The 25,320-nt window shown below is 62.0% G+C and carries 25 protein-coding genes and 1 pseudogene; 17 read left to right on the top strand and 9 right to left on the bottom strand.

Annotation, left to right across the window (positions count from 1 at the left end; all coding sequences use genetic code 11):
- Positions 1-33: 33 nt before the first annotated feature.
- The 3 genes from ACFUCU_RS15615 (at position 34) to ACFUCU_RS15605 (ending at position 3,298) form a co-directional block, all read left to right on the top strand.
- Positions 34-1,407, top strand: a complete 1,374-nt coding sequence (locus tag ACFUCU_RS15615) for a nitrate/sulfonate/bicarbonate ABC transporter ATP-binding protein (protein ID WP_377973389.1) — start codon at positions 34-36, stop codon at positions 1,405-1,407.
- The gene (locus ACFUCU_RS15610) at positions 1,404-1,775 is read left to right on the top strand and encodes a hypothetical protein (RefSeq protein WP_377973388.1); all 372 of its coding nucleotides are present in this window, start codon (positions 1,404-1,406) and stop codon (positions 1,773-1,775) included. The genes ACFUCU_RS15615 and ACFUCU_RS15610 overlap by 4 nt, the downstream gene beginning before the upstream one ends.
- 74 nt (positions 1,776-1,849) lie before the next feature.
- Positions 1,850-3,298 (top strand): LCP family protein, encoded by a 1,449-nt coding sequence (locus ACFUCU_RS15605; RefSeq protein WP_377973387.1) that lies wholly within the window; start codon positions 1,850-1,852, stop codon positions 3,296-3,298.
- Between the two features lie 168 nt (positions 3,299-3,466).
- On the opposite strand, the gene ACFUCU_RS15600 is transcribed toward ACFUCU_RS15605, so the two are convergent.
- On the bottom strand, positions 3,467-4,834 hold the full coding sequence (locus tag ACFUCU_RS15600) for an FtsW/RodA/SpoVE family cell cycle protein (protein WP_377973386.1): 1,368 nt from the start codon (positions 4,832-4,834) through the stop codon (positions 3,467-3,469).
- Between the two features lie 218 nt (positions 4,835-5,052).
- On the opposite strand from ACFUCU_RS15600, the gene ftsW reads away from it, so the two are divergent.
- On the top strand, positions 5,053-6,312 hold the full coding sequence (gene ftsW / locus ACFUCU_RS15595; RefSeq protein WP_377973385.1) for a putative lipid II flippase FtsW: 1,260 nt from the start codon (positions 5,053-5,055) through the stop codon (positions 6,310-6,312).
- A gap of 23 nt (positions 6,313-6,335) precedes the next feature.
- Positions 6,336-7,010, top strand: a complete 675-nt coding sequence (locus ACFUCU_RS15590) for a DUF1345 domain-containing protein (protein WP_377973384.1) — start codon at positions 6,336-6,338, stop codon at positions 7,008-7,010.
- 118 nt (positions 7,011-7,128) lie between these two features.
- Here the strand turns inward: ACFUCU_RS15590 and ACFUCU_RS15585 are convergent, their stop codons facing one another.
- Complete coding sequence (locus tag ACFUCU_RS15585) at positions 7,129-7,377, bottom strand: hypothetical protein (protein WP_377973383.1); 249 nt, start codon at positions 7,375-7,377, stop codon at positions 7,129-7,131.
- Between the two features lie 445 nt (positions 7,378-7,822).
- Between ACFUCU_RS15585 and ACFUCU_RS15580 the strand changes: the two genes are divergently transcribed.
- Entirely contained in the window at positions 7,823-9,166 is a 1,344-nt protein-coding gene (locus tag ACFUCU_RS15580) for a ParB/RepB/Spo0J family partition protein (RefSeq protein ID WP_377973382.1), read from the top strand.
- A gap of 190 nt (positions 9,167-9,356) precedes the next feature.
- On the opposite strand, the gene ACFUCU_RS15575 is transcribed toward ACFUCU_RS15580, so the two are convergent.
- Positions 9,357-10,607 carry an RNA-binding domain-containing protein gene (locus tag ACFUCU_RS15575; protein ID WP_377973381.1) on the bottom strand — a complete coding sequence of 417 codons (1,251 nt, stop codon included), beginning with the start codon at positions 10,605-10,607 and terminating at the stop codon, positions 9,357-9,359.
- 323 nt (positions 10,608-10,930) lie between these two features.
- Here ACFUCU_RS15575 and ACFUCU_RS15570 point away from each other — a divergent pair, with 323 nt between their 5' ends.
- From ACFUCU_RS15570 to ACFUCU_RS15560, 3 genes are all read left to right on the top strand, one after another.
- Entirely contained in the window at positions 10,931-12,115 is a 1,185-nt protein-coding gene (locus ACFUCU_RS15570; RefSeq protein WP_377973380.1) for an adenine-specific methyltransferase EcoRI family protein, read from the top strand.
- Positions 12,115-13,281, top strand: a complete 1,167-nt coding sequence (locus ACFUCU_RS15565; protein WP_377973379.1) for a DUF262 domain-containing protein — start codon at positions 12,115-12,117, stop codon at positions 13,279-13,281. Before ACFUCU_RS15570 ends, ACFUCU_RS15565 begins: the two co-directional genes overlap by 1 nt.
- A gap of 941 nt (positions 13,282-14,222) precedes the next feature.
- Positions 14,223-14,549, top strand: a complete 327-nt coding sequence (locus ACFUCU_RS15560) for an Lsr2 family protein (protein WP_377973378.1) — start codon at positions 14,223-14,225, stop codon at positions 14,547-14,549.
- Positions 14,550-14,713: 164 nt separating this feature from the next.
- Here ACFUCU_RS15560 and ACFUCU_RS15555 read toward each other — a convergent pair whose 3' ends face one another.
- The 5 genes and pseudogenes from ACFUCU_RS15555 to ACFUCU_RS15535 all read right to left on the bottom strand — a co-directional run bounded on the left by ACFUCU_RS15555 (position 14,714) and on the right by ACFUCU_RS15535 (position 19,389).
- Positions 14,714-14,923: a DUF5956 family protein gene (locus ACFUCU_RS15555; protein ID WP_377973406.1), complete on the bottom strand. Its 210-nt coding sequence runs from the start codon at positions 14,921-14,923 to the stop codon at positions 14,714-14,716.
- Between the two features lie 98 nt (positions 14,924-15,021).
- Complete coding sequence (locus ACFUCU_RS15550) at positions 15,022-15,510, bottom strand: hypothetical protein (RefSeq protein WP_377973377.1); 489 nt, start codon at positions 15,508-15,510, stop codon at positions 15,022-15,024.
- 506 nt (positions 15,511-16,016) lie between these two features.
- Positions 16,017-16,202, bottom strand: a pseudogene (locus tag ACFUCU_RS15545) (helix-turn-helix domain-containing protein); the annotation flags it as partial.
- A 588-nt stretch (positions 16,203-16,790) separates the two neighbouring features.
- A complete protein-coding gene (locus ACFUCU_RS15540) occupies positions 16,791-17,549 on the bottom strand; it encodes a FadR/GntR family transcriptional regulator (RefSeq protein WP_377973376.1) in 759 nt (252 codons plus the stop codon).
- Positions 17,550-17,619: 70 nt separating this feature from the next.
- On the bottom strand, positions 17,620-19,389 hold the full coding sequence (locus tag ACFUCU_RS15535) for an L-lactate permease (protein WP_377973375.1): 1,770 nt from the start codon (positions 19,387-19,389) through the stop codon (positions 17,620-17,622).
- Positions 19,390-19,578: 189 nt separating this feature from the next.
- On the opposite strand from ACFUCU_RS15535, the gene ACFUCU_RS15530 reads away from it, so the two are divergent.
- The 4 genes from ACFUCU_RS15530 to ACFUCU_RS15515 all read left to right on the top strand — a co-directional run bounded on the left by ACFUCU_RS15530 (position 19,579) and on the right by ACFUCU_RS15515 (position 22,888).
- Positions 19,579-20,382: a (Fe-S)-binding protein gene (locus tag ACFUCU_RS15530; protein WP_377973374.1), complete on the top strand. Its 804-nt coding sequence runs from the start codon at positions 19,579-19,581 to the stop codon at positions 20,380-20,382.
- A complete protein-coding gene (locus tag ACFUCU_RS15525; protein WP_377973373.1) occupies positions 20,379-21,899 on the top strand; it encodes a LutB/LldF family L-lactate oxidation iron-sulfur protein in 1,521 nt (506 codons plus the stop codon). Before ACFUCU_RS15530 ends, ACFUCU_RS15525 begins: the two co-directional genes overlap by 4 nt.
- Positions 21,896-22,525 (top strand): lactate utilization protein C, encoded by a 630-nt coding sequence (locus ACFUCU_RS15520; protein ID WP_377973372.1) that lies wholly within the window; start codon positions 21,896-21,898, stop codon positions 22,523-22,525. Before ACFUCU_RS15525 ends, ACFUCU_RS15520 begins: the two co-directional genes overlap by 4 nt.
- Before the next feature lie 75 nt (positions 22,526-22,600).
- Positions 22,601-22,888 (top strand): hypothetical protein, encoded by a 288-nt coding sequence (locus ACFUCU_RS15515; protein WP_377973371.1) that lies wholly within the window; start codon positions 22,601-22,603, stop codon positions 22,886-22,888.
- An 82-nt stretch (positions 22,889-22,970) separates the two neighbouring features.
- Here ACFUCU_RS15515 and ACFUCU_RS15510 read toward each other — a convergent pair whose 3' ends face one another.
- Entirely contained in the window at positions 22,971-23,198 is a 228-nt protein-coding gene (locus tag ACFUCU_RS15510) for a DUF2188 domain-containing protein (protein WP_377973370.1), read from the bottom strand.
- Positions 23,199-23,635: 437 nt separating this feature from the next.
- On the opposite strand from ACFUCU_RS15510, the gene ACFUCU_RS15505 reads away from it, so the two are divergent.
- The 4 genes from ACFUCU_RS15505 to ACFUCU_RS15490 are packed head-to-tail and all read left to right on the top strand — an operon-like array spanning position 23,636 to position 25,007.
- Positions 23,636-23,902: a glutaredoxin family protein gene (locus tag ACFUCU_RS15505; RefSeq protein WP_011689577.1), complete on the top strand. Its 267-nt coding sequence runs from the start codon at positions 23,636-23,638 to the stop codon at positions 23,900-23,902.
- A gap of 25 nt (positions 23,903-23,927) precedes the next feature.
- Positions 23,928-24,461: a single-stranded DNA-binding protein gene (gene ssb / locus ACFUCU_RS15500; RefSeq protein ID WP_377973369.1), complete on the top strand. Its 534-nt coding sequence runs from the start codon at positions 23,928-23,930 to the stop codon at positions 24,459-24,461.
- Positions 24,451-24,714: a hypothetical protein gene (locus ACFUCU_RS15495; protein WP_377973368.1), complete on the top strand. Its 264-nt coding sequence runs from the start codon at positions 24,451-24,453 to the stop codon at positions 24,712-24,714. The genes ssb and ACFUCU_RS15495 overlap by 11 nt, the downstream gene beginning before the upstream one ends.
- A gap of 2 nt (positions 24,715-24,716) precedes the next feature.
- Complete coding sequence (locus ACFUCU_RS15490; RefSeq protein WP_377973367.1) at positions 24,717-25,007, top strand: helix-turn-helix domain-containing protein; 291 nt, start codon at positions 24,717-24,719, stop codon at positions 25,005-25,007.
- The last annotated feature ends 313 nt before the right edge of the window (positions 25,008-25,320 follow it).

Here is a 25,320-nt window from a genome sequence, read left to right as displayed (position 1 = left end):
AAACTTCACTTCCCGCAGCCCTAGGAGGCTTCGATGACCATCACACCCAAGATCACTCCCGGCACCGAGCTGGTGACCGTCGAGAACGTCGGAATGACCTTCGCAACAGACGGTGGATCCCTCACCGTCCTCGAGAACGTCAGCCTGACCCTGCACGAAGGGGAAATTGTGGCGCTCCTTGGCCGCAGCGGATCCGGCAAATCCACCCTGCTGCGCTGCATCGCCGGGCTCACCGCCCCCACCACCGGTGCCGTGAAATACAAGGGAACGGCCCTGAACGGGGCGAACCCCGGCGTTGCCATGGTCTTCCAGTCCTTCGCCCTGCTGCCTTGGCTCACCGTGCAGGAAAACGTCGAACTCGGCCTCGAAGCCCGGGCCGTCCCGGCAGTCGAGCGCCGCGAACGGGCCCTGCGCGCAATCGACCTGATCGGCCTGGACGGCTTCGAATCCGCCTACCCCAAAGAACTCTCCGGCGGCATGCGCCAGCGCGTTGGATTCGCCCGCGCCCTCGTCGTCGAACCCGATGCCCTGCTGATGGACGAACCATTCTCCGCCCTGGACGTCCTGACCAGCGAAAACCTCCGCGGCGAGCTGCTGCGCCTGTGGGCCGAAGGGGACATCCCGACCCGGACCGCCCTGATCGTTACCCACAACATCGAAGAAGCAATCCAGCTCGCGGACCGCGTCATCGTCCTGGACTCTAACCCTGGACGGATCAAAGCCGAACTGCCCATCACCCTGCCCCAGCCCCGCGACCGGCGCAGCCCGGAATTCGAGGCCCTCGTCGATGAGGTCTACAGCATCCTCACCGGCCAGCCCAGCGCCGCCCGCCAACCAGCCCCGCCCACATCGTCAACGTCACCGTTCGGAGCCGAAGGTACGGAATTCGACATCGCACTGCCCCCGGCCAGCACCGGTGAACTGGGCGGCCTCCTTGAACTCCTCGCCGCACGCGGCGGCCAGGAAGGCCTGGCCGAAATCGCCGACGAACTCCGCTACGAACTCGATGACCTCCTGCCACTGGTCGACGCCGCCCACATGCTCAAACTCGCCTATGCCCGCAACGGCCGGTTGCACCTGAGTGAACAAGGACGCAGATACGCCGCCGCTGACCTCCTGCGCGCCAAGGAACAATTCGCGACCCTCGCCGTCGAACAGGCACCCTTGGTGCGCAACATCGTCAGGATCCTGCGCCGCAGCGAGAACGGGTTCATCCGATCCGAGACAATCTTGAACGACCTCCGCCGACACTTCAGCGATGCTGACGCTCAAACCCAACTGGACACCGCTATCGACTGGGGCCGATACGGTGAACTCTACGAATACGACGCGGACTCCGACCGCATCCTTCTCCCCACCCACCCCGACGCGGCCAGGGCCGGCCAAACCACAGGAGCCTCCGCATGAACCAGAACAGCATCGATGCCCTGGCCAAGGCATCGGAACAGTTCGACAAGGCAGTCGAGACCCTCGCGACCGGCGTCGGCCACATTCAACAACGCCTCGCCGAGGCGGCCACTCGCAGCCGCCTGGACGAGAAAGCGAGCCTGAACCCCGCGCTCCCGCCGGATGTATACGCCCTGCAGCAGGACCTTCTGGCCGCCATGAACACGGCACAGGACTCAGAACGCGGATCCGCAGCAGCCAGCGCCGGGGCCCTCGGTGATGACCAATGCATCATCCTCGCCCGCCGCATTCTCACAGCGTCCCGGACGCTGTCCGAACTGGTCCGTGGCCAGTCGCCACGGACCGATGGAAGCGGAGGAGAAGCGTGATCAAAGCAAGTCAGAATGTGCCGGACCCGGTGTCCGGAAAGACACGTTCTGTCCCGTACCCCGGTTATGGAACCTTGGTCGAGAGTAGCCGCGCTCTGGCGGCGCGGCGTCGACGTCCCTGGCTGAAGATCGCTGGCCTTACCGCGGCCGTGCTTCTGGTGGGGGTCATCGCTTTCGGCGGCTACTGGCTCTGGCGGCTCCAGTCCAACATCAGCACCTCGGCACTCGGCGCCGGCGGGGTCCGCACCGAGGGCCCGGTCAATGACAGCACTGACCGGGTGCAGATCCTGGTCCTGGGCAGCGACACCCGCAGCGGCAAGAACGGCCAGTACGGCTCGACGGCGGACTCCTCGGGGTATGGCCAGTCGGATGTGATGATGATGCTGGACATCTCGGCGGACAACAACCACGTCAACGTCGTCAGTTTCCCGCGCGACCTGCTGGTGGACGTGCCCGCCTGCAAGGACAGCGCCACCAACGAACAGCACGCGGCCCGCTCCGGCGTCATGATCAACTCGGCTATGGCCGAGGCCGGCATCGGCTGCGCGGTGGACACCGTCAACAAGCTCACCGGCATGGAAATCGACCACTTCATTATGGCCGACTTCAACGCCGTGAAGGAGCTCTCCAACACTGTCGGCGGCGTCGACGTCTGTGTCAATGCTGCGGTCTCGGACCCCGATTCCGGTTTGAAGCTGCCCAAGGGCACGTCCCAGGTCCAGGGCGAACAGGCACTGGCTTTCCTACGGACCCGCCATGGTTTTGCTGACGGTGGGGATCTTGGCCGGATCAAGGCGCAGCAGTCGTTCCTGGCCTCATTGACCCGGAAGCTGAAGGCCGACGGCACGCTCAGCGACCCGCAGAAGGTGCTCAGCATCGCGGACACCATGACCAAGAACCTCACGGTCGACGACGGGCTCGCCTCGGTCCCGACCATGTTGACCCTCGCCAACCGGTTGAAGAACATCGACCCGGCCAAGGTCAACTTCATCACCACCCCCACCGTCCCGGCGCCGTCGGATCCCAACCGGCTGACCCTGGACGAGCCGGCGGCGGACAACCTCTTCGCCGCACTGCGCCGCAGCCCGGACCTGTCCCAGCCCGCGCCGGCCTCGGCGGCCCCGGAGACCTCCAGCGCCCCGGCCGCCCCCGCCTACAACAAGGCACTGCAGCCGGTCACCGTGGCCAACGGCACCAACGTCGCCAGCCGCGGCGCCGAGATCGGGACAATTCTCTCCGACGCCGGGTTCACGAAGCTCTCCCGCATCCCGGCCCAGCCGCGCCAGCAGACCATGGTCTACTTCGGCGCCGGGTTCGAAGACGTCGCCGCCGACGTCGCGGCGGTGTTCGGCCTGCCGGCCTCCAGCGTGCAGCAGGTCCCCGGGGTGCAGGGCGTCCAGCTCTACGCCGGCGAAGACTTCGCCACCGGTTCCAAGCCCGCGGCGCCACCGTCTGACGCCGGCGGTGTTGTTGCCCAAACGGCCAGCGATCAGACCTGCCAGGCCACGAACGCCGGCGGCTGAGCCGCCTACGCACGGAGTGGAGGCACTCTGGCCTCATTGAAATGGACCCGCCGCGGCCTGCCCGGGGTCCCAAAGACAGCCTATGGATCCTCGGACGGTCCCCTTGGCAACGGTCCCGACCCGGTGGTCCGCTCCGGCAACTTACGGTGCGAAAGGATTCGTTAGGGCTTAGTTGCTTTGGTGCGTGAGGGTGGGTTGCGCCTGGAGGTCCGGTGCGTCGGGTCTGCGGGCCGCGTCGCTGACCCGCAGCAGCAACGCGACGATGATCCAGTTGGCCAGCAGGGAGGACCCGCCCGCCGAGAGGAAGGGCGTGGTCAGCCCTGTCAGGGGAATCAGCCGGGTCACCCCACCCATGATGATGAAGCACTGGAGCGCCATCGCGAAGGAGAGCCCGGCGGCGAGGAGTTTCCCGAACGGGTCGCGGGTGCCGAGGGCGGCGCGGAAGCCCCGGGTGAACAGCACGAGGTAGAGGGCCACGAGGGCGAAGAGCCCAACCAGGCCGAGTTCCTCGCCCAGGGAGGCGATGATCATGTCGCTGTTGGCGAAGGGGACCAGGTCCGGGCGTCCGAGCCCCAGCCCTGTCCCGACCAGACCGCCGTCGGCCATTCCGAAGAGGCCCTGCACGATCTGGGAGCTGCCGCCGGGAAATCGTCCGTAGACGTTCGGGTCAAAGGCGTTGGCCCATGCGTCGATTCGTAGGCGGACGTGGGGAAAGATGGTAGCCGTCGCATAGCCGCCGACGGCCATGAGGACGAGCCCCAGGAGCAGCCAGGACGCCCTGGAGGTGGCGACGTAGATCATGACCATGAACAGGCCGAAGAACAGGATGGACATGCCCAGGTCGTGCTGGAAGACCAGGACGCCGACGGCGACGACCCATGCGGCGACCATGGGGCCCAGGTCCTTGAAGCGCGGGAACCGCAGGGGGCCGATTTTCCGTCCGGCCAGGAGGATCAGGTCGCGGTTCGTGGACAGGTACCCGGCGAAGAAGATACCGAGGGTGATCTTGACGATTTCCCCGGGCTGGAACTGCAGCGGCCCCAGCCGGATCCAGACGTTGGCTCCGTTGATGTCGCCGGCGGAGATGCCGGGGACCAGGGGCAGGACCAGCAGCACCGCGCTGACGGCCAAAGCGGTGTAGGTGTAGCGACGCAGCAACCGGTGATCCTTCAGGAACCACAGGACCGCGGCCGCGACGAGGACCGAGACGACGGTCCACTTCAGCTGGTTCCCGCCGGCGTCGGACCCCGTGGGGGTGTCCAGGCTCTGGATGACCGCAATGCCGATGCCGTTCAGCGCAACGACGGCTGGCAGGATCACCGGATCCGCGTAGCTTGCGCGGATCCGCAGGACCACATGGAACACCACGGCGAGCGCCGTCAACGTCCCGGCCTGCACCCAGAATCCGGGCGGCAGCGCCTGGCCGCGGTCCAGGCTGACCAGCGCTCCGGCGCCCACGCCGATCGTCAGGGCGACGAGGAGCAGCAGGGCCTCGACGTTGCGGCGGGGCTTCGCGGCCAGGGTGGGTGTGCTCATTGCTCGTCTTCCTCGGGGGCGCGGTCAGTATCCTGCCGCGGTTGGGCATGGTGACCGTAGGAGCACACTATGATGATCCGCTGTTAAAAGGCCGGGAGTTTGCTGCTACGCGGCGCGGTCGAGTTGCCCTGCGGGGTCGTCCGGATAATCTGCGTGTTCTGTATCAGGGGGCGAGGCAGGACATCCCGACGGGAATACACGAGTCAAGGAGGACAGCGATGGGCACCCTGAGTATGGTGAGGGGCATCCTCGCCAGGACACCCAGGCCGTGGCTGGACCGCGCGGGGTGGGAGCCCGGCCGGATCCGCACGTGGATCGGGGATGACCCCTCGGACCGGCAGCGGCCCATTGTCCTGGCCGTGGTGCTGACGCTGGCCGCGATCGGGCTGGTGGAGGTGGCCTCCGCTTCCTCCGTGGAATCCGTTGCCGCCGGCGCCAACCCCTACGACCTGCCGCTGAAACAGGGCATGTGGACCATCGCCGGGGTCGTCGTTATGCTCGCGCTGGCCCGGCTATCGGAGCGGCACATCCGGAAGCTGGCCTGGCCCATGCTGATAGTGGCCGTCATCTCGCTCGGTCTGGTGTTCACGCCGCTGGGTATGACGGTCAACGGCAACCGCAACTGGCTGAACGTGGGTGGGTTCACCGCGCAACCGTCCGAGTTCGCCAAGCTCGCCCTGATCGTCTGGGCCGCCGACATCCTGACCCGCAAGCAGAAGCTCCTCAGCCAGTGGAAACACGCCGTCGTTCCCCTGCTGCCCGTGGGAGGAATCATCATGGCCCTCGTCGCCTTGGGCCATGACCTCGGCACCACCATGATCGTCATGCTCATCCTCGTCGCCACCCTCTACTACGGCCTGGTGCCCATGAAAGTGATCTACATAGCCGGGGGCGTCTCCGCCTTCGCGGCTTTGATCCTCGCCGCCACCAGCGGCAACCGCATGGGCCGGATTTCCTCCTGGCTGGGCGGCGGCTCCGCGGATGACTCCCAGGGCCTCGGGTATCAGGCGCTGAACGGCCAGTACGCCCTGGCCTCCGGGGGCTGGTTCGGCACCGGGCTGGGCCAGAGCCGGCAGAAGTGGAACTGGATCCCCGAGGCGCACAACGACTTCATCTTCACCATCCTGGGTGAGGAACTCGGGTTCGCCGGCACACTGCTGGTACTGGCACTCTTCGCCGTGCTCGCCGTCGCGATCTTCAAGACCATCGCCCGGACCGAGGGGACCTTCGCCCGGGTCCTCTCCTGCAGCGTCGTCACCTGGATCATCGGTCAGGCCGTTATCAACATCGCCATGGTCAGCGGCCTGCTTCCCGTGATCGGCGTGCCGCTGCCGTTCATCTCCTACGGCGGCTCCGCGATGGTGTCATCCCTCGCCGGCATCGGCATGATCCTTGCCGTCACCAGAAACTCTCACACCGTTTCGCCTGAACCCGGCTCTCTCGCGCCCGCCCAACCTGGGACGAACGCCAAAAAATGACATCTAAAAGGGAAAATACGGAAATGACTGATATGCGTGCCTCCACCGAACCCGAACTGAACTTCGACACCACGGCACACCACTCCAGGCTCCGGGTGACAGTGATGATCGTCGTCGGATTGGTGACCGCCCTCGCGGTCGGACTGCTGAAGTCCTGGACCTACGCCCCTGCCGTGGGCTGGGCCGCGGCCTCCCTGACCTACTTGGTCTGGGTGTGGGCCGTTATCGGGCGGCTTCAGTCAGCTGCCACAGCCGCTCACGCGCGGCGCGAAGATCCGGGACGTGCGGGCTCGGATGCCTTGGTCCTCACGGCCACCATCGCCAGCTTCGCCGGGGTAGCTCTGATCCTGATGGACGCCGCCGATGCCCAGGGCGGCACCAAGGCTGCCGTCATTGCCATGGCCCTCGCGAGTGTGGCGCTCTCCTGGTTCCTCGTCCACACTCTTTTCACGCTCCGATATGCCTCTATTTATTACCGTGACAAGGCGGGGGTTGACTTCAACGAAAGTAAACAACCCCGGTACGCGGATTTCGCCTACCTCGCCTTCACTGTCGGCATGACCTTCCAGGTCTCCGACACCGATCTGAAAAGCGATGCAATCCGCACCACGGTTCTGCGCCAGGCGTTGCTGTCTTATCTTCTGGGGGCAATTGTCCTCGCGACCACCATCAACCTGGTGTCCGGGCTCATCCACTAGAGCGGCTGAGGGGTTCGCATTTCTCGAAGGAGTCGTCCCGCGGCCCTTCCTCCGCCCTGCAGATTTACTTTGCCGAAGGGAAAACGAGAAGGCCGGCACCGCAAGGTGCTGGCCTTCTTCATGCCCGCGTCCTGGGCGACGCGAGCCGCCAGAGGACAATCGCGGCCAGGCTGTTAAGGGCGGAAATAAAGAGATCGCCGGCCACCGGCCGGGCAATAACGAAATCGACGACCACCACAGCCAGCGTTCCGCCGGCAACGACTGTGAACACCACAGCCAGGACCCGGTAGACCCGCGCAGAGTCCCGCCCGATACCGTGCCCCGCACGGCCCCGGGCGCCACCATCGGTCGGGGCCAGGTCATCCATGCCCCCACCATACTCAGGAAGGCATGCTCGCAGGGCTCGCGCTGGTTTCCGCTGCGCTTCAACCAGTTATTGGTCGTCCGCTGGCGCGGCCGGCTGTTGGGTCCAGTGCCTCCGTCGCAGAGCTCCGGCTGCCCTGGCCCTATTGTTTACGTCTTCGACGTTTTTTGGCTGCTGTCCTTCGGATCGTACGTGCCCGCTCCACCCCGTCTAGCCCCTGTCGTTCCTCCAGGGGCCTGCGGTGCAGGAATTTCCCTGCGGCGCTCCTTCGTCGCTTATTTCCTTGAGGGAATTTCCTGCCCCTTGCCCTGACGGGTAGACGGGCCTCCGTCGGGCACAGCTCCGCAAGCTCCGCCAGCAGCCAAAAAACAAAGGGGGGAGAGGGGACGCTGGCCGGTCACCTGAGCCGCCCCACCCACCGAATCCTTGGGCAAAAAGGAGCACCACCATGAACACCGACCCGACCCTCGAAATGCTCGACCCGGCCACCCTGACCGTCGACATCAACGTCCGCAAAGACGCGGCCCTGACGGGCGACTTCATCGCCAGTATCAAAGAGCACGGCGTGATGGAACCGGTCATCGCCCACCGCAAGGAGGACGGCACCGTGCACGTCCTGATGGGCCAGCGTCGCACCCGCGCCGCCGTGGAGGCCGCCCGGCCTCTGATTCCGGTGATGATCATCGAATCCCCCGAGGAAGCCGAACGCATCGTGACCCAGGTTGTGGAGAACATCCAGCGGGCCGAACTGACCGAAGCGGACGAAGCAGACGCCTACCACCAGCTGTCCCTGATCGGTGTCTCGGCCGCCGCGATCGCCAAGAAGACCGGACGGACCAAAACCGCCGTCGAGGGCGCACTGAAGGCCAAGGCCTCCGACGCTGGTTCCGCCGCCCTGGGCAAGGGCTACACCATTGACGAAGCGCTCATCATGGCCGAGTTTGAAGGCGACGAAGACGCCACCGAGGAACTGGAGTCCGTGCTGGCAGACGAAGCCGACCAGCTCCTGCACGTCGCGCAGCTCCTGCGCGACCGCCGGGCCAGCGAAGCCGCACGCGCCGCGCTCGTGACCGAGCTCGAGGCGGCAGGGAAGACCATCGTGGAGGACGCCGGGTACTACGCCGAGGACGAGAACCTGTACGTCAGCGCCGCCAAGCGTGCCGACGGTGAAGCGGCCACCGACGAGGACGCCAACGCCTACAAGATCACCCCCGACTACCGGGGCCAGCACAACGCCGAACCCGTCATCACCGGCTGGAAAGAGCTGGGCTTCGTGTCGCGGTACAAGCGGTACGACGGCGGCACCCAGGCCCAGAAAGGGCCGATGAGCGACGAAGAGAAAACCGAGCGTAAGACCCTGATCGCGAACAACAAGGCAATGGAATCTGCTGGGGTCGTCCGACGCGAGTTCATCAAGACCCTGCTCTCCCGCAAGACCGCGCCGAAGGGCTGGCAGTACTTCACCGTCCACGCCATCACCCACCACTCCGAGACCGCCAGCGGCTACGACGGCAAGGTCGCCACCGAAATGCTCGGGACCAAGACAGGGGAGGACACCGACCGGTGGGGCTGGAACCCGCTCCGGGACCACACCGCCAAAACCACCGCCCGGCCCGAGTTCTCCCTGATCGCCCTGATCTGCGCCGGGTACGAGAAGACCATCCAGAAAGACTCATGGCGCTCAGCCGAGAAGCGCCACTTCGACTACCTGAACCAGCTCACCCAGTGGGGGTACACGGCCAGTGCCGTGGAGCAGATCATCCTCGACAAGCACGCTGACGCGACCGAATAACGAGAACTGGGCCGGGCGGCTGACCCCCAAAACAGCCGCCCGGCCCCAACATTCCCAAGGTACGGAGCCTGCCGTACGCCGGGCGGTCCGCCGCCCAGTGCGAACCACAGCAGCCACTCACCAGCGACGGACCGCCATCACCGCGACGCCGCTCCCGGCCGGCACCCGAGCGCGAGCTCAGTCACGAGCTTTACATTTCCGCGAACATCGCGCTGTCTACTCTGCAGGAAGCGCGTCTCAGAGCATCAGCTACCTTGGCGCTGGAGCTGTAGTGTTCGTCAAAAATGGTCTTCATCAGAACCAAGAGTTTGTCTACGTTTGCCTGTATTAGCTCGTCTTCCAAGCTCTTTATTGCATCCAAAAAGTACTGGGCATCTGAGACGGTCGCGAAAGAGACTCCGTCCAATTGTCCATTGCTGAGTTGGTCATAGTAAGCCCTTCGCTGAACAGTCGAAGGGTACTGGGACGATGCTGGCGGGGCTGACATGCGCATGTCATCGCCGGAGGTCAATCTCTCAAGCAACTTCTTCTTCGCCGGTGATCTGGTGGCAATCTCCGTTACAAATTGAAGAAGATTTTCATGGGACATCTGGGCCAGAGCCCTATAGAACTGTATGGGTAGGAAGCCCGTCGTCCCAGTAGCGGCCTGACGGATGTACTGCTCCGGGTTGCTGACATTCCCTCTTTCTAAGAAGTCGCTGAGGACGTCGTCGCTGGAGAGAGCTGAGCGAACGATACGATCGGCGCCAAGTGTGATCGTCGTTGCAGGTTGCAACTCACCCACCAACTTAAGAGTCGGAGCACCCGCGACCTCGTCGAACTCGCCCTCTTTAATGAATGAAATTTGGTTGATCAGCCCGTCGTCGATCATCACTTTTTGACCTGCCGGTCCCTGCAACGTGTTGGCTGAGAAATCTAGAATTGCTGCGTTAGCAGCGCCAGCGCGCACAAGCGCTTCGATATGGCTCATCATCGCGCGTTGTTCGCGGAGCTTTGCGTCGTCGAGAAGCCGCTTCAGTTCAGGAAACTTGATTCGTTCGGATCGGGAGTTGTAGCGGTAAAGGATGTCGCCCTCTACCAGTTTGGCATTTTGTTGTTGATAGCTTTTCCTGACAACCACCGGCTTGTCGTCGGACTCGAAGGTATAGATTGCGCCGGCGACACGGCCCAAGGGCAGTTCGACGAGACCGATTTCCCAGTGGATTTCAGGTGAGTAGAGTTCGTTGAGTCCTTCGGTGAGCTTCGCCTGGTCGAGATTGTCGAAGTCAGACTTGGCTCTGTCGGTAAGCCCAACAGCGATACGAGGGTTGTCTGTAATGCCGAAGAAGATGTACCCGCCCCTGGCATTTGCAAACGCGGCCATCGTCCGGGCGTAAAGACCTATAGACCCCCAGGTGAAGTTCTCCTTGAACTCCTTGGTGGAGCTCTCTCGGGTATTCACGTGCAGCACTCTCTCTGTTTTCCGCACCTTGATCAAACTCGACCTGACAGCTGCAGAGAACGGATTTTCCCCCAAACGCACGAGTGACCCCCATGTTTTTTCTATTCACTATCGCCCTGAATCCTACTGGGCCAGGAGTAGCTAGGACTGCGCGGTCACCCTTTTGAGCGCGTATGTGTACCACCGCCGCAGCAGACTAGCCGTCATAGGTTCGATGAGGCCATGTCCTTCGCCCCGGAAGTACCCTTCGACCTCATATGATGGTCAGGCAAGACGACGCCCCGCTCCCGGCGGTGCAAGCCGGACCAGGGGGCAGAACGAGCATGACCACGCAGACAGCCAACAGCAACCTAATCGCTGCGCGAACAGCAAAGAACGACGAGTTCTATACCCAGTGGGCCGACATCGAGCGTGAAGTCAATGCATACCTCGAGTACAACCCGGATGTATTCCGCGACAAGGTCGTCCTACTTCCATGCGATGACCCCGAATGGTCGAACTTTGCGAAGTTCTTTGCCCTGCACTTCACAGACTTTGGTCTGAAGAAGCTCATTTCGACCTCCTATGCTCCCGACAGCAACCCTGCAGGTCAGTTCTACGCGCCAACCCTCTTCGAAACAGAGAACCCTCAGTTCGACCCCACCAAGACGCGCCTGAACGGCAAAAAGTTTGTCCTGGAACGCAAGGATATTAACGGTGATGGCGTGGTCAACATCGACGACCTGCAATGGGAATACCTCGAAGGCAATGGTGACTTCCGCAGCCCTGAAGTGACCGCCTTGCGCAACGAGGCTGACATCGTGATCACCAATCCGCCGTTCAGCCAGTTCAAGTCGTTCATCGGTTGGCTAGCCGATGGCGGGGTGAAATTTTCCGTGATCGGTAGCAGTAATGCAGCCACCTACAACGAGATCTTTCCCCTAGTTCGGAGTAACAAGCTCTGGAAGGGAGCAACTGCAAACAACACCGACATGGTGTTCCGAGTACCCGCAGGTGCCGAAGTCAAAGACTCTGATCGCGAAAAAGCGGCTCGTATGGGCTACCCGTCGGACGAGACGTCTACCTACACGCGTCTAGGCAACTCATGCTGGTTCACGAACATCGATCACGGGCGCCGCCACGAACCCCTCCAGTTGATGACAGAGGCCGACAACATCAAGTTCAGCAAGCACAAGGAAGTGCGCGGCGTCGGCTACCAGCGCTACGACAACTACGACGCGATCGAAGTGCCATTCGTAGACTCGATCCCGGCTGACCACGATGGCCTCATGGGCGTTCCCATCACCTTCCTGGACAAGTACAACCCCGATCAGTTCGAGATTGTCGGAACCCTTGAATCCAGTGACCCCAAGAACCCTGGCCGCACCCGCTGGTACACATCTCAAGACCAGAAAGATGCGTACTTCCGGCGGTTCAACAAGCCTGGCACCATCCCACTGAATATGTCTGGGGTTGTCAACGATGTGAAGGTATTCAAGCGCATCCTCATCCGTCGAAAGGACGCATAGTGGAGACCGAGCTCAAGCATTACACCGTCGACCAGATCCTCGAAGGATTCGTCTACAACGAGCTGGAAGGCAAGGGGCTGTTCGGTCTGGCCGGAAGACTTGTCATCCAACCCGAGTACCAGCGCAACTACATCTACAACGACGGCAAAAAAGACGTAGCCGTCATCGATTCGCTGCTGAAGGGTTATCCGCTCGGTCTGATCTATTTCAACGTGGAGGGCGACGCGTTCGAAGTGCTCGATGGGCAGCAGCGCATCACCACCATCGGCCGGTTCATCACGGGTAAGTTCGCCATCAAGGTCGATGGCAAAGAGCAGACCTTCTCATCGTTGTCCGCCGACCAGCGCCGCAAGATCGTGGATGCCAAGCTCGACATCTACGAGTGCGACGGCACCGAGAACGAGATCAAGCAGTGGTTCGAGACGATTAACATCTCCGGGGTGCCGTTGAACAAGCAGGAGCTGCTCAACGCCATCTACTCCGGCCCTTTCATCACCCAAGCAAAAGCTGAGTACAGCAACTCGAACAACGCAAACATGCAGAAGTGGTCCTCCTACGTAAAAGGAGACCCGAAGCGGCAGGAAGTGCTCGCTGTCGCCTTGGAGTGGGTTTCTGAGTCGCAGGGTGTGAGCGTTGATCGCTACTTGGCGCAGCACCGCAACGACGACAGCATCGCCGGCCTAAAGACCTACTTCACTTCGGTGATCGACTGGGTTGGCAGCGTCTTCACCCGTCCGCCGGATAAAGAGATGCGTGGGCTCGAATGGGGACGGCTCTACGAGAAGTACCACTCGAAGCCCTACAACCCGCAAACGATCGACGATGAAGTCAACGAGCTGATCGGAGACCCCGCAGTACGCAACACCAAGGGGATCTATGAGTACGTGCTGGGCGGTAAGAGGGACGCACAACTGTTGTCGATCAGGCTGTTCGACGACAAGACAAAGGCCCTCACGTATCAGCAGCAGACCCAGCAGGCGAACGCCAAAGGTGAGTCGAACTGCCCGTTGTGCGCGGTCGGCGACAATACCAACAAGACGCGCATTTACAAACAGAACGAGATGGATGCCGACCACGTGACGGCGTGGTCGAAAGGCGGGGCCTCAAACCTCGTCAACTGCGAGATGCTGTGTGTTACGCACAACCGGGCAAAGGGGAACAGGTAAGGTTTCGTCTTGCCTTCAGCCTGCGCAAGTTAGCCACGAGAGAATCGAGCAGCTGAAATTTCGCTGTTTGGTGCCCGGGGCGAGCCGTCGTAGATTACTCGCCTCAGGGTCGATCTACCCCTCCGGTAACAGGTAACTCGGTTCGAAGTTGTGAGGGCCACGCTCCCGCGCCGCCCCCTCCTTTGAAGTACACACGTCCATTTGCCCCGATACTTGAAACGACGTGGCAGCTAACAAAGGTTTGGGGCTGGCCTCCCTCAAGGGTGAAATGCTCAGTCTTGACGACTCGACTTCCGGTTTGAGGCCTGAGCGTGCGGAGCGCGGCTATAGTTCTCTGGGCAAGGTAGTAATCGATCCACGCTGATGCAACCCTCTTTGACTTCGGCGGCGGAATGTCTGCTCCTTTAGGGGCGATTTCTCCGAGGAACTTCAGTTGAGCGTCAGTTGCTTCAAGCACCGTTCGACCATGGATCGCCGGTTCGACGTGATCCTCCAACAGCGCCGATGCAACCTTTCGACTTAGCTCTGGGTGCAAAGGTAGGCCGAAGAGGGCAGCCAAGTTGTGTTGTTCGGGAGTGGCCGGTCCATTGCCTTCCTCCAAGAACTGAACCGGTTCAAGCCAACTGGTAAACGCCATGCTCCATTACATCGCACTTGCTTGTTTTCCTTTGGCGCTAGGCAAATCAAAAACGACCCTTTGTGATTGGTCTGGCAAGCGCCTGAAGGCGCGCCCAGGAGGGTCCTCAGACACCTAGGTGAAGCGGCAGATCCCGACTGCGAAATGTACTGGGAGGTTTCTGATCAGAACCCGATGAGGGACGGGTTTTGACGCGATCGACGGGAGGAACCGAGCTGAACCTCGAGTTTGAAATAGTGTTGAGTCTTCAAGACTGGCGTTGGCATGGGGGAGCAGCACCGCTAATCCGAGCAAAGGAATCCCATTGGCCCGCAAAGTTCATGTTCAGCTAATCGACGACATCTCAGGTGAAGAGGCCCAGGAATCCGTTCGTTTCGCCCTCGATGGTGTCGAGTACGAAATCGACCTGACGCGAGAAAATACGGCCGGGCTGCGCAAGGCTCTGGAACCCTATATTGCCGGCGGCCGGCGAATCCGCAGCTCCACAGCCGGTCAGAGGAGCAGGGCCGCCACCTCCAGCCGGGAACAGACGCAGCGGATCCGGGAATGGGCCGGGGCAAACGGATACAATCCCAGCGCCCGCGGCCGCATCAGCCAGGACATCATGAAAGCGTACGAAGAAGCACACTGAGGGCAGTCCAGTCCCGGCAAGGTGTGCGATTGTGAGCGAGCAAGTCGCCAACGCTCAAAGTTGGTCCGAGGTCGTGTGCTGGCTAGTCCGAGAAGATGCGGTCCACTTCCCTCGCAAAGATGGCCAAAACTTCTTCAGCAGTGGGTGCTATCGAGGGACCCAGCTCAACTCCACGGTTTAGGACGACGTCCACGTCGTTCAGTGTCATGCCTGGGGGGGGTACGAATGTACCAGTCGAAGCCCCGAGGGCGGGGTGGGATGTCGGCAGCGGCCAGGTATTCATCGATGGTGTCATCGATCAGGGTTTGATATGGCGATGCCCGCACTTTCAGTGAGCGGATGACTCTAGCTGGACCTACCGCAGCGATTAGCATCGAGTGCCATCCTGTTTCTTCGAGAAGTGACCAGCCGCTATCTTTTTTTGAAATTACAAAGAGGTCCCAGTCCACGCCGCGCTCCTCGCTTCGACTACTTAGAAACTGCAGTTTCCTGATGACGGGCAGCTGAACTCAATATTCGTCAGTGGCGGGGGAATGTAGAGGTTGTAGCCAGCTGGGAGGAAGGAATAGCTAACCTCTACGAGATATGGATTCTCATTCGCCAAGTAGTTGCCGTACTTCAGGCCCGAACTGTAGCGCCAATTGGAGGCTGAGATGGAGAAGGGTGGTAGGGGAACGCTCCCACAGGGGTTGGACGTTGTCCATGGGCGCATCTCGAAACATTCGATTGCGGCCTCCGTAAACCCTAGGGCCGGTCCGGCGTCGTGGTACAGGGTGACAGTGTTGTTCGCCTGGCGACCATTCAGGTTGGTGCGGATGATGATGTCGTAGGCGCCGATGGCACCGTTCTGGTCCCCGTAAGCCGCATTTCCCTTGGTTTCAGCGATGTAGTCAGTTATTAGACGCTGACAGATAGAGCCGTTTTCACACCAAGTGTCGTACTCGTCTGCGATCGTCGTCATTGATGTAGGCGCCAAGAGGCTTTGTGCTTGCGCCGGGGAGAGTTTTTGAACGGGTGCTTTTCCGTTCCCGATCTCGAGACCGCGGTTGTAAAGAGTAGGTCTGCCCGCAGTGTCGCGGCTGACGTCGCCGTTGCTGTCTTTCTCTACGTAGAGACCCTCGCCTGTACAGGTCCATTGTTGAATGCGGTGCTATACGGCCAGGTTGACGCATGGAACGAGGGCTTCATCGACTTGGATGCGGGGTCTCTCGGGTGTATCGGCGTATGCCGGCGCGGGAACCGCCGCTGCGGCTAGCGATAGAGCGAGGAAAGCAATAAGTGGCAATCTCTTCATGTTGTTCATTTCCCCAATATTTGAATATAGCCCCCGCTGGAGGGCCTAGCCGAAGCTAACTCAGCCCTCAGCAGGTTGCAAGTCAACCGATGACCCAGTCATGGGAAAGTAAAGTCAGTGACCTAACGAACGTGCCCACTGTCTGCTGGGTGGGGGTCGGTGGCGCTGGTCCTCTACGTCGAAAGGGCTTGGCTGCGCCGATAGAAGGTCGCGCGAGACATCCCGAGGTCTCGGGCTACCTGTGCGGCAGGAGCGCCCCCTTCGACCAAGTGCACGGCGCTGCGGATCTGACTGTCGGTAATCCGTCGAAGCCGGCCACCCAGGTCCAGCCCGGCTTGCCGTCGCTTGCTGATGGAGTCGTAAAGGATGACTGCTGTTCGCATCTCCTTGCCGAGGCCATTGCCCTGAGCATCCTGGCGGAGCCAGGAGCCCGTTGACACTGTCTTGAGAGTTCTAAACCCTTGGGCGCTCAAGTCCTGACAGCCGACAAAATCGCCGCCTTTCCAAACTCCGAAATGGAGTGACCACTTCTCGGGTGTCGATTCGGCCCGTGCACGCCAAATTCGTCGTGCAGTATTTGCGAGAAGATCTTCGGGGCGCGCCTCAGTCCATGGATGGGAAAGGGCATCTTCCCTCGGGGATGTACGCCAGCCTCCGCGGCTTCCACTGCTGCCGGCAAGTCCCCGTCTTGAAGCGGTCGCAGAACCAAACGTGGAGCGGAGAGGACTAATCCGAAGGGGGGCCACAAGGTGGCTAGGTTGCTCACCCCTCATCCTAACTAGACCGGTTCCGTTGAACCGGGACTTGGATCCGCAACCTCCGAAGGTGCGAAAGCCCGGTAGGGGATCCCCTTACGGACACCGGAACCGGTCACCATCGGTGGATCTATGTGTCTCATAACCTCCGTGCCTCGAAACCCTAGAGTTTCGAGACGTTGCCGGTTCGGCTTAGTTGGTGCGCTGCGTGTTTTCGGTAAAGGTTGCTTCGTTTGCCTTTTGGTGGAACCACTCGATGTGTTCTGTCAGGAGGCGTGCTGCGAGTTCTCCGTTGCGCGATTGAACGGCGTCGAATATATCGTGGTGTTGGTTACGCAGGATGGAGATGACATCGGGCCAGGTTTCCATGGCGTCCATGGCATCTTTGACGTAATTGACGATCGCGCCGCTGAGGGATTCCATCATGGTTCCGACCACCGTGTTGCCTGCGAGGGAGCTCAGGGCTACGTGGAACCGGGCATCGAGCTGGTGGAAGGTTGCCCGGTTGATGGCTGGGTCGTCCATGGCGTGCAATAGCTGGCCGGCCTGTTTGATGAGCTCGTCGTTTTCAGGGCGGAGGGCACCGGCCCGGGCGGTCCAGGTTTCGAGCAGGATGCGGGTTTGGACGATATCGGCTACTGGGAGCCGGTTGCTGGCTACGTGAAGTCGTAGTGCTGAGGACAGTCCTGCGGCGGGGTCGGAGACAACGATGGCTCCTGATGTGGGGCCGGACCCGACGGAGCTGCGCAGTATTCCCATGGCGTCGAGAACCCGGATGGCCTCGCGGACCGAGGCTCGGGAGATTCCGTAGGTTTCGGCGAGTGTGCGTTCGCCCGGGAGCCGGTCACCGATCTTGATTTTGCCCGAGCGGAGGTCCGCTTCTATGTCCTGCAGGAGCGTCTCGTGGGTGCGGCGGCGGGGTGGAGCATGCTCTGCGGAGGCGGTTGTCACGGGCGGTTCCTTGTGGCTTGGGCGTGTGCGGGCAGGCAGCCCGCACACGCCCTGCTTAGCGGGCCGGGTGCTAGGGCAACATCCAGCTCAGGACGGGAGTGGACTGGAGGTAGGAGAGGGTGCAAAGCACCAACAGCAACGCAACGCTCCAGCCAACCACTTTACGCAGGATCACTGATTCCTTACCTTCGAGGTTGACCGCGGACGCGGCGATGGCCAGGTTTTGAGGGCTGATCAGCTTTCCTACGACACCGCCGGAAGTGTTTCCGGCTACGAGCAGGTTCGGGTCGATGCCGGCTTTCATGCCGGCGGTCTGCTGCAGTTTGGCGAACAATGCATTAGCGGACGTATCGGAGCCGGTCACGGCTGTGCCAATCCAGCCCAGGACTGGTGAGAGGAAGGCAAAGAATATGCCGGTGCCAGCCAGCCAGGTGCCGATGGATACTGTCTGACCGGAAAAGTTCATTACGTAGGCCAGGGCCAGGACGGTGATGATCGTCAGGCCCGCCCAGCGCATGCGGACGATGGTGCGCCCGATCTCTTTGACCGCGTCCGTGACAGTTAGCCGGTAGCGGCCGCCGTCGTCGTACTTCGAGTAGACGACCGCGACGATCAGTCCAGTAATCAGCAGCAGCGTGCCCGGGGTCGAGAGCCACTGGAAGGAGTAGACGGTGGAGGAAACGGGTTTTCCTGAAGCGTCAACCAGGGCATCGTGCAGGATCGGCCAGGGAATTTTGATGTCAGTAGAGGCAAGGAAGGCGGGTATGTCCACGCCGACTTTCCAAAGCTTTGCGATACCGAAGACAACGATGACCAGGAAATAAGGGAACAGGGCCAGCCATGTCCGGGTGGGAGTCAGCCGGTCAGAAGCGGCGTCTGAAATGGATACTGCCGCCGGTGCTGACGTGCGGGCGGGGCGGGTGGTGGTTGCCCGGTGTGAGCTGCGTCCGGAAGTAATGACTTCCTTTGTGGCCTCTTCAGCGGCGACGCCCAGGCGTTCCCGGGCGGCGGAGCTGCCCTTGGGCGTCCAGACGCGGAAGAAGAGCACCGCTGCGCCAAGACCGGCCAGGGAGGCGACGATATCGGTGAGTTCGTAGGAGAAGTAGTTCGAGCAGAGGTGCTGTGCGATGGCGAAAGAGAAACCGATGACCAGTGCTGCCGGCCAGCAGTCCTTGAGGCCCTTCCGCCCATCCAGGATGAACAGGAGGATCAGGGGCACGATGGTAGCCAGGAGGGGAGCCTGACGACCGACGACGGAGGCGATGTCGGTGGCGTGCAGACCCGTAAGTCCCGCCGCGGTTGTGATGGGGATGGCCATGGCGCCGAACGCGACCGGGGCGGTATTGGCGACGAGCACGGCCGCGGCGGCACGCAGCGGCGGCAGCCCGAGCGCCAGCAACATGGTCGCTGTGATTGCGACGGGGGCGCCGAAACCGGCCAGGGCTTCAAGCAGGCCACCGAAGCAGAACGCGATCAGGACCGCCTGGAGGCGAACATCGCCTTTTCCGATCACATCAAAGACCCGGCGGAGGTCCTCAAAACGTCCGCTGAGAACTGTGACCTGATAAAGCCAGACCGCCATCACGACGATCCAGAGGACCGGGAATGCGCCAAAGACCCCGCCTTGGGTCGCAGCGAGCAATGCGAGGCCGGTTGGCATTTGGAAAGCGATGATGCCGACCAAAAGCGCCGCCATAAGAGCGAATGCACCGGCTACGTGGGCTCGGGTTTTGACCACCGCGAGCAGGACGAAAAAAGTGATCAGCGGCAGCAGGGCAACGGCAGCTGACCAGGCGACACTGTTGAGCACCGGGTCGGTGCTGGGGGTGAAGTGTTCCACGGAGTTCCTCCACGGTGAGGGTGACAGGGAAAAGTTGTGGTCAGACCTCTGTGGTCGGACCATCAGAGTGTAACGCACATTTTTCCCGGCGATGTGATCCCCTTCACTCAGAAGCGATAGTTGCCAGTGACCGGTGTCATATGATCAACTGTGGTCAGACCACAAAGTTTTTGACCTCGAAAGGCTGCTATGCGAATCGCTTTGTTCGCTACGTGCATCGTGGACGCGATGTACCCCGCCACGGCGCGGGCCACTGTGAAGATCCTGGAGCGGTTAGGCCACGAGGTCGTGTTCCCTTCCAGTCAGGCCTGTTGCGGGCAGATGCACGTCAACAGCGGATACCTCAAGGAGGCCCTGCCCGTGGTCGCCAACCATGTGCACGCTTTCGACACGGAGGATTACGACGTCGCGGTCGCGCCGTCAGGTTCCTGCGTGGCCTCGGTTAAACATCAGCACCCGATGGTGGCCCGCTCCTGTGGGGACGCGGACCTGGAAGCCCGCGCTGCCGCGGTCGGGGCAAGGATTTATGAACTCTCCGAACTGCTGGTGGACGTTCTCGGAGTCACTGACGCAGGAGCCCAGCTCGGTTCCTTCTTCCCGCACCGGGTGACCTACCACCCCAGTTGTCACGGGATGCGTCTGCTCCGTCTGGGCGACCGGCAAGCCCGGCTGCTGGCCACGGTCCAGGGAATCGACATGGTGGACCTGCCCGAAGCGGACCAGTGCTGCGGCTTCGGCGGTACCTTCTCGATGAAGAACGCCGACGTCTCCTCGGCCATGCTCGAGGACAAGGCCGCCACTATCAAAACCACGGGCGCGAGCCTGTGCACGGGCGGGGATGCCTCCTGTCTCATGCACATCGGCGGCGGCCTTTCCCGCCAGGGCAGCAGCATCACCACTCTGCACCTGGCCGAAATCCTTGCAAGCACCATGGACGAACCCGCGTCGGTCACCGGCGAGGTTCTCGTTTCCACCGGAAAGGCCGCACGATGAGCACCTTCCTTGGGATGCCGGCCCTTCCGGTTTACGGCTCCGGAAATCTGCACGCGTCCGAGTCCTTCCCGAAATCCGCGCACCGGGAGCTGGGTAATGCCCAGCTCAGGTCCAACCTCGGCCATGCCACCCGCACCATCCGGGACAAAAGGACCCAGGTGGTCTCCGAGCTGCCGGACTGGGAGCAGCTGCGCGACGCAGGGTCCGCCATCAAGGAATCGGTCATGGCCCGGCTGCCGGAGCTGCTGGAGGCGTTCGAGCAGAACTTCACGGCCCGTGGGGGAGTGATCCATTGGGCACGCGACGCAGGGGAAGCCAACCGGATCGTCGCCGGCCTGATCCGGGACACCGGCGAGACGGAGGTCGTCAAGGTCAAGTCAATGGCTACACAGGAAATCGGGCTCAACGAGTACCTGGACGAGCAGGGCATTGCGGCCTTTGAAACGGACTTGGCGGAGCTGATCGTCCAGCTGGACCATGACAAACCCAGCCACATCCTGGTCCCCGCGATTCACAAGAACCGCACCCAGGTCAGGGATATCTTCCTGCGCGAAATGGAGAACGTTGACCCGGACCTGACCAACGAACCGTCAAAGCTCGCCGCCGCCGCCCGGACCCATCTGCGCCGCAAATTCCTCACCGCCAAGGTAGCTGTATCGGGGGCGAACTTTGCCCTCGCGGACTCCGGCACCCTGGCCGTCGTCGAATCAGAGGGGAATGGGCGCATGTGCTTGACGCTGCCCGAAACCCTCATCACCGTCATGGGGATCGAGAAGCTCCTGCCCACCTGGCAGGACCTTGAAGTCTTCATGCAGCTGCTGCCCCGGTCCTCCACCGGTGAGCGGATGAACCCCTACACCTCGCTATGGACCGGCGTCACCGAAGGGGACGGACCGCAGAACGTCCACCTGGTCCTTCTGGACAACGGCCGCAGCGCCGCCCTGGCCGACGAGATGGGCCGTTCCGCGTTGCACTGCATCCGCTGCAGCGCCTGCATGAACGTCTGCCCCGTCTACGAACGAACCGGCGGCCACGCCTACGGTTCCACCTACCCGGGCCCGATCGGAGCGATCCTCTCTCCTCTCATGACCGGTATCCAGGCCGAGGAAAACGATTCACTTCCCTACGCTTCATCCCTGTGCGGTGCCTGCTACGACGCCTGCCCGGTGAAGATCAACATCCCCGACATTCTGGTCCATCTGCGCAGCGTGGACGTGGACAGCAAACGCGGCACAAAAAAAGTACCCAACCAGATGGACGTCGGTATGAAAGCCGCCTCCTGGGCGCTGTCCTCCGGCAAACGGCTCGGACTCATCGAAAAAGGCCTACCGCTCAGCCGTCTCGCCGCAGGGCCGGACAAGAAAATCACCAAGCTGCCCGGCATCGCCGCCGGCTGGACACAGAGCCGCGATATTCCCGCACCACCCACGCAGTCGTTCCGCGCCTGGTGGAACAAAGAACACCACACCCCGGATGCCGGCGTCGGAACGCCCCTCAAGAAGGAAGAACAGCCATGAGCGCACGCACAGAGATCCTGGACCGGATTCACGGCGCGCTCAGTGACCGCCCCGAAGTGCCGACGGTCCCCCGCGGATACAGGGCGGAATCGGAGCTCGACGAAGCAGAATTGATCCGGCTGCTAATAGACCGGCTCGTCGACTACAAGGCGCAGGTCTCCGTCGCTGACCACCAAGACGTCTCCACGCGGATCAACGAGCTGCTTGCAGGCACAAGCAGCTATGTTGTGCCATCGGGGCTGGACCCCGACTGGCTCACCACGGCCGAGGGTGACGACCGCCGGCGTCGAATGGACTCCATCGATGCTCCGCTTGGGATCTCCGAGCTGGACGACATCGACACCGTCATCACCGGCAGCGCTGTATCAGTTGCCGAAACCGGGACCATCATCTTGGACGGCAGCCCCAACCAGGGTCGCCGCGTCATCAGCCTTGTTCCCGACCATCACATCTGTGTTGTCAGGGCCGGCGACATTGTCGGGATCCTGCCCGAAGCTCTCCGGAGGCTCGACGGGACCCGCCCTATAACAATGATCAGCGGCCCCAGCGCCACCAGCGACATTGAGCTCGAGCGAGTCGAAGGCGTCCACGGTCCCCGCAGACTTGACGTCATCATTGCCCGCTAGGGCATCCGGAAGCAGCCCGGACGCCCCACACGGTCCTCTCCGAAGATTCACCACCGCTATTCAGAAAGGCGTCTCATGACCTACTACCGCCATGACAAATGGTGCGGGCTATTAGGCGCCGTGGTGGAAGTCCGAAAAAACGGGGTCGTCATCCGCCAAGGCGTTGTTGATGATGCCATGCCGGACTCATCGGCGGTGTGGATTGCCGCCGACGGGCTGACGGGACGGGAGATCATCGAATCGGCCGAGGGTTACCAGATATGGGTCGAACCCAAGCAGCTCGAAGGCAAACACGCCTACCGAATGACACTGGGAGCGCTTCGCGGCAGACCGGCCGCCGAGGGAGCCCACGGGGTCGCTTGAACCGTCGAACGCTAAAGGGAGGGGCCACAATCCATCGGCCCCTCCCTCCTGCCCGTCTCTGCCCCAGGGGCAACTCCTTGGCTTAGCCGGGGACGTTCCTCGGATCGTTGCCGTAGCTGTTCTTCCCGGAGATCACGCCGTCCTGGTTCTTGATGATGTGCTCGACCTTGTCGGCCCGGGCCGCCTCGCGTCCAGCCGCTACCGCATCCTCTTTGGTGCTGTAGCCGGCGCCGAAGGCCCGATCAGTGCCCTCGCGCTTGTTCTTCCACTGGCCATTTTCGTAGTACGTCTCAATGTCTCGCTGAGCCACTGCACACTCCTTCGCCGTTCGGTACTGCTACCTGACTTTGGATAGCGAAAAGCCCCGCAGCACTGGGGGACCGCGGGGCGTTTCCAAGGCTTCCCCGTCTCATTGGGGGATGGGCGGAGAAGCTGACACCAACCTAATAGCAAGCATGCTTAGTTTTCAAGCCCGTGCGCCGACCGGCGCGCCGGATACCTTTCCCATGGTCCAAGACTTAAGGGGCCGGTCCGACCCATTCCTGAGAGGAGTTGTCTTCGGCAGGGACGGTGAATGCAACCAGCTCCAGCATTCCAACGTTGCCGTCTTCACCTTGATTGGCGGTCAAGAAAACCTCTAAAACAAAGGGGGAAACCGTTTTCATTCACATGAATGCTCGGTAAAATGGGGGTAGCTGGAAAAGCAGACGAACCTAACTGACGTGATACGAAACCGAGGACTGGACAATGACTCTGACCATCTACACCAAGCCCGCCGGATGCTTTGGCTGCACCAAAACCAAGCAGAAATTCACCGAGGCCGGCGTACCCTTCCGGGAGGTCGACGTCACGACCAACCAGGCCGCATTCGAGTACATCACCGAAGAGCTGGGCTACTCCCAGGTTCCCGTCGTCGTCTACGACAAGGACGGCACGGAGAACCACTGGTCAGGGCTGAACCCGGGCGGTATCGAACAGATCATCGCCATCGAATCCCACGGCACCGAAGCCTGAACCGGGAAGGCAGGGGAGGGCTCTTATGTCAGGAGAAACCAGCACCACCGTTGCGGGCAATCTCACCGCGGATCCCGAGCTGCGGTTCACGGACGCCGGCACGGCCGTCGCTAACTTCACCATCGCTTCCACGCCCAGGGTGTTCAATCAGGCCCGCGGCGCCTGGGTGGACGGGGAGACCCTGTACCTTCGGGCAAGCCTCTGGAGGGGCGCGGCCGAGAACGCCGCAGCGTCCCTGGCCAAAGGGACACGAGTCATCGCCACGGGGGCACTGAAGCCGCGCACCTACACGACCAAGACGGGGGAGAAGCGGACCGTGATCGAGTTCGACGTCGAGGAAATCGGCGCTTCGCTGCGCTGCGCGACAGCGACCGTGCAGCGGTCCCCGAAGGCCGACACTGACGCCGCTGAAGACGACCGCCAGCACGAGGACACTCACCCGGCCGACCGCTTCGTCCTGAGCGGCCGGGCCTACGCCGACGACGAGCTCTGGTTCGGGCTGACCGCCAACCCGGAAGGGAACATTCATCCCACAGGAGATGAGACCTATGCCGGCTAGAAAGACCGCAGCGTTTACCCCTTATTTCACTGAAGATGAGGCGGGCCAGGTTCGTGCCGCTTTCCTTGCCGCCGGAGTGGCCGAGGGCGATGCGAGCGTGTCTGACTTCATCGTGCGGGCGACGATGCGGGAAGTGAAACGCCTTCAGCGCAAACACAACCAGGGCATGAAATGGGACCCCGTTCCGCCGGGATCGCTGCGCAGAGGACAACGCACCAGGGACGAGCTGCGACACCGGAACGAGAGCGAGTAACTATGGGTCAGTGGACTGATGACGTGAAGAACATGCCAGCGCCCCAGACCGAGTCTGGCCTGTCGAGAATGCTGACGCTGGCGCAGGTCCAGGAGATCCTGAACGTCAAGAGCAGCCTCGTCTACGCCCTGGTCCGAAGCGGGGAACTTCCCGCAGCTAAGTTCGGTGGAAGAGGTATTTGGAGGGTCCGGGAGAGTGACCTTGCCGCCTATATCGACGGCGCCTTCGCCAAGACTGCGGAGCGGATCGCTGCTGGGCAGATTCCCCAGGAGCACGTCATCGAAAACGATTGACCACGGCACTCAAAACAGACGAAGGCCGGCACCCTGCAAGAAGTGGTCCCCGAAAGTTGGACTCGCAATTTCCGTGAGGAGTCCATGATAAAAGGGATGCGGTGGGCTCCTCTCAGGAGGCCCCGCCCCTGTTTGGGCGGGGCCTCCTGAGTGTGAAAGCTGCTGACCTATGTCCCAGCCGCGCGTAGGGCCTTCGGCCGGAAGCGTTTGTCTTGGACCATGGGGAACTCTGCCGGTGGTGACCACTGGCCATCCAGACTGTGCACGGCCGCCGGTCACTGTGGCGGGCCGACGGGACGTGGTTCCCTGGCGG

It is taken from the genome of Arthrobacter sp. NPDC057259, assembly GCF_042668995.1.
Classification (GTDB): Bacteria; Actinomycetota; Actinomycetes; order Actinomycetales; family Micrococcaceae; genus Arthrobacter.
Note: the sequence above shows the minus strand (reverse complement) of the source record. Positions and strands in the feature narration are given on the sequence as shown.

Bases quoted from the DNA above. Each gene is read 5' to 3' on its own strand.
- ACFUCU_RS15610 (WP_377973388.1), top strand. From the start codon at position 1,404: ATGAACCAGAACAGCATCGATGCCCTGGCCAAGGCATCGGAACAGTTC.
- ACFUCU_RS15490 (WP_377973367.1), top strand. From the start codon at position 24,717: ATGGGTCAGTGGACTGATGACGTGAAGAACATGCCAGCGCCCCAGACC.
- ACFUCU_RS15580 (WP_377973382.1), top strand. From the start codon at position 7,823: ATGAACACCGACCCGACCCTCGAAATGCTCGACCCGGCCACCCTGACC.
- ACFUCU_RS15590 (WP_377973384.1), top strand. From the start codon at position 6,336: ATGACTGATATGCGTGCCTCCACCGAACCCGAACTGAACTTCGACACC.
- ACFUCU_RS15615 (WP_377973389.1), top strand. From the start codon at position 34: ATGACCATCACACCCAAGATCACTCCCGGCACCGAGCTGGTGACCGTC.
- ssb (WP_377973369.1), top strand. From the start codon at position 23,928: ATGTCAGGAGAAACCAGCACCACCGTTGCGGGCAATCTCACCGCGGAT.
- ACFUCU_RS15530 (WP_377973374.1), top strand. From the start codon at position 19,579: ATGCGAATCGCTTTGTTCGCTACGTGCATCGTGGACGCGATGTACCCC.
- ACFUCU_RS15600 (WP_377973386.1), bottom strand. From the start codon at position 4,834: ATGAGCACACCCACCCTGGCCGCGAAGCCCCGCCGCAACGTCGAGGCC.
- ACFUCU_RS15570 (WP_377973380.1), top strand. From the start codon at position 10,931: ATGACCACGCAGACAGCCAACAGCAACCTAATCGCTGCGCGAACAGCA.
- ACFUCU_RS15520 (WP_377973372.1), top strand. From the start codon at position 21,896: ATGAGCGCACGCACAGAGATCCTGGACCGGATTCACGGCGCGCTCAGT.
- ftsW (WP_377973385.1), top strand. From the start codon at position 5,053: ATGGGCACCCTGAGTATGGTGAGGGGCATCCTCGCCAGGACACCCAGG.
- ACFUCU_RS15495 (WP_377973368.1), top strand. From the start codon at position 24,451: ATGCCGGCTAGAAAGACCGCAGCGTTTACCCCTTATTTCACTGAAGAT.
- ACFUCU_RS15555 (WP_377973406.1), bottom strand. From the start codon at position 14,923: ATGCTAATCGCTGCGGTAGGTCCAGCTAGAGTCATCCGCTCACTGAAA.
- ACFUCU_RS15585 (WP_377973383.1), bottom strand. From the start codon at position 7,377: ATGGATGACCTGGCCCCGACCGATGGTGGCGCCCGGGGCCGTGCGGGG.
- ACFUCU_RS15550 (WP_377973377.1), bottom strand. From the start codon at position 15,510: ATGACGACGATCGCAGACGAGTACGACACTTGGTGTGAAAACGGCTCT.
- ACFUCU_RS15525 (WP_377973373.1), top strand. From the start codon at position 20,379: ATGAGCACCTTCCTTGGGATGCCGGCCCTTCCGGTTTACGGCTCCGGA.
- ACFUCU_RS15515 (WP_377973371.1), top strand. From the start codon at position 22,601: ATGACCTACTACCGCCATGACAAATGGTGCGGGCTATTAGGCGCCGTG.
- ACFUCU_RS15505 (WP_011689577.1), top strand. From the start codon at position 23,636: ATGACTCTGACCATCTACACCAAGCCCGCCGGATGCTTTGGCTGCACC.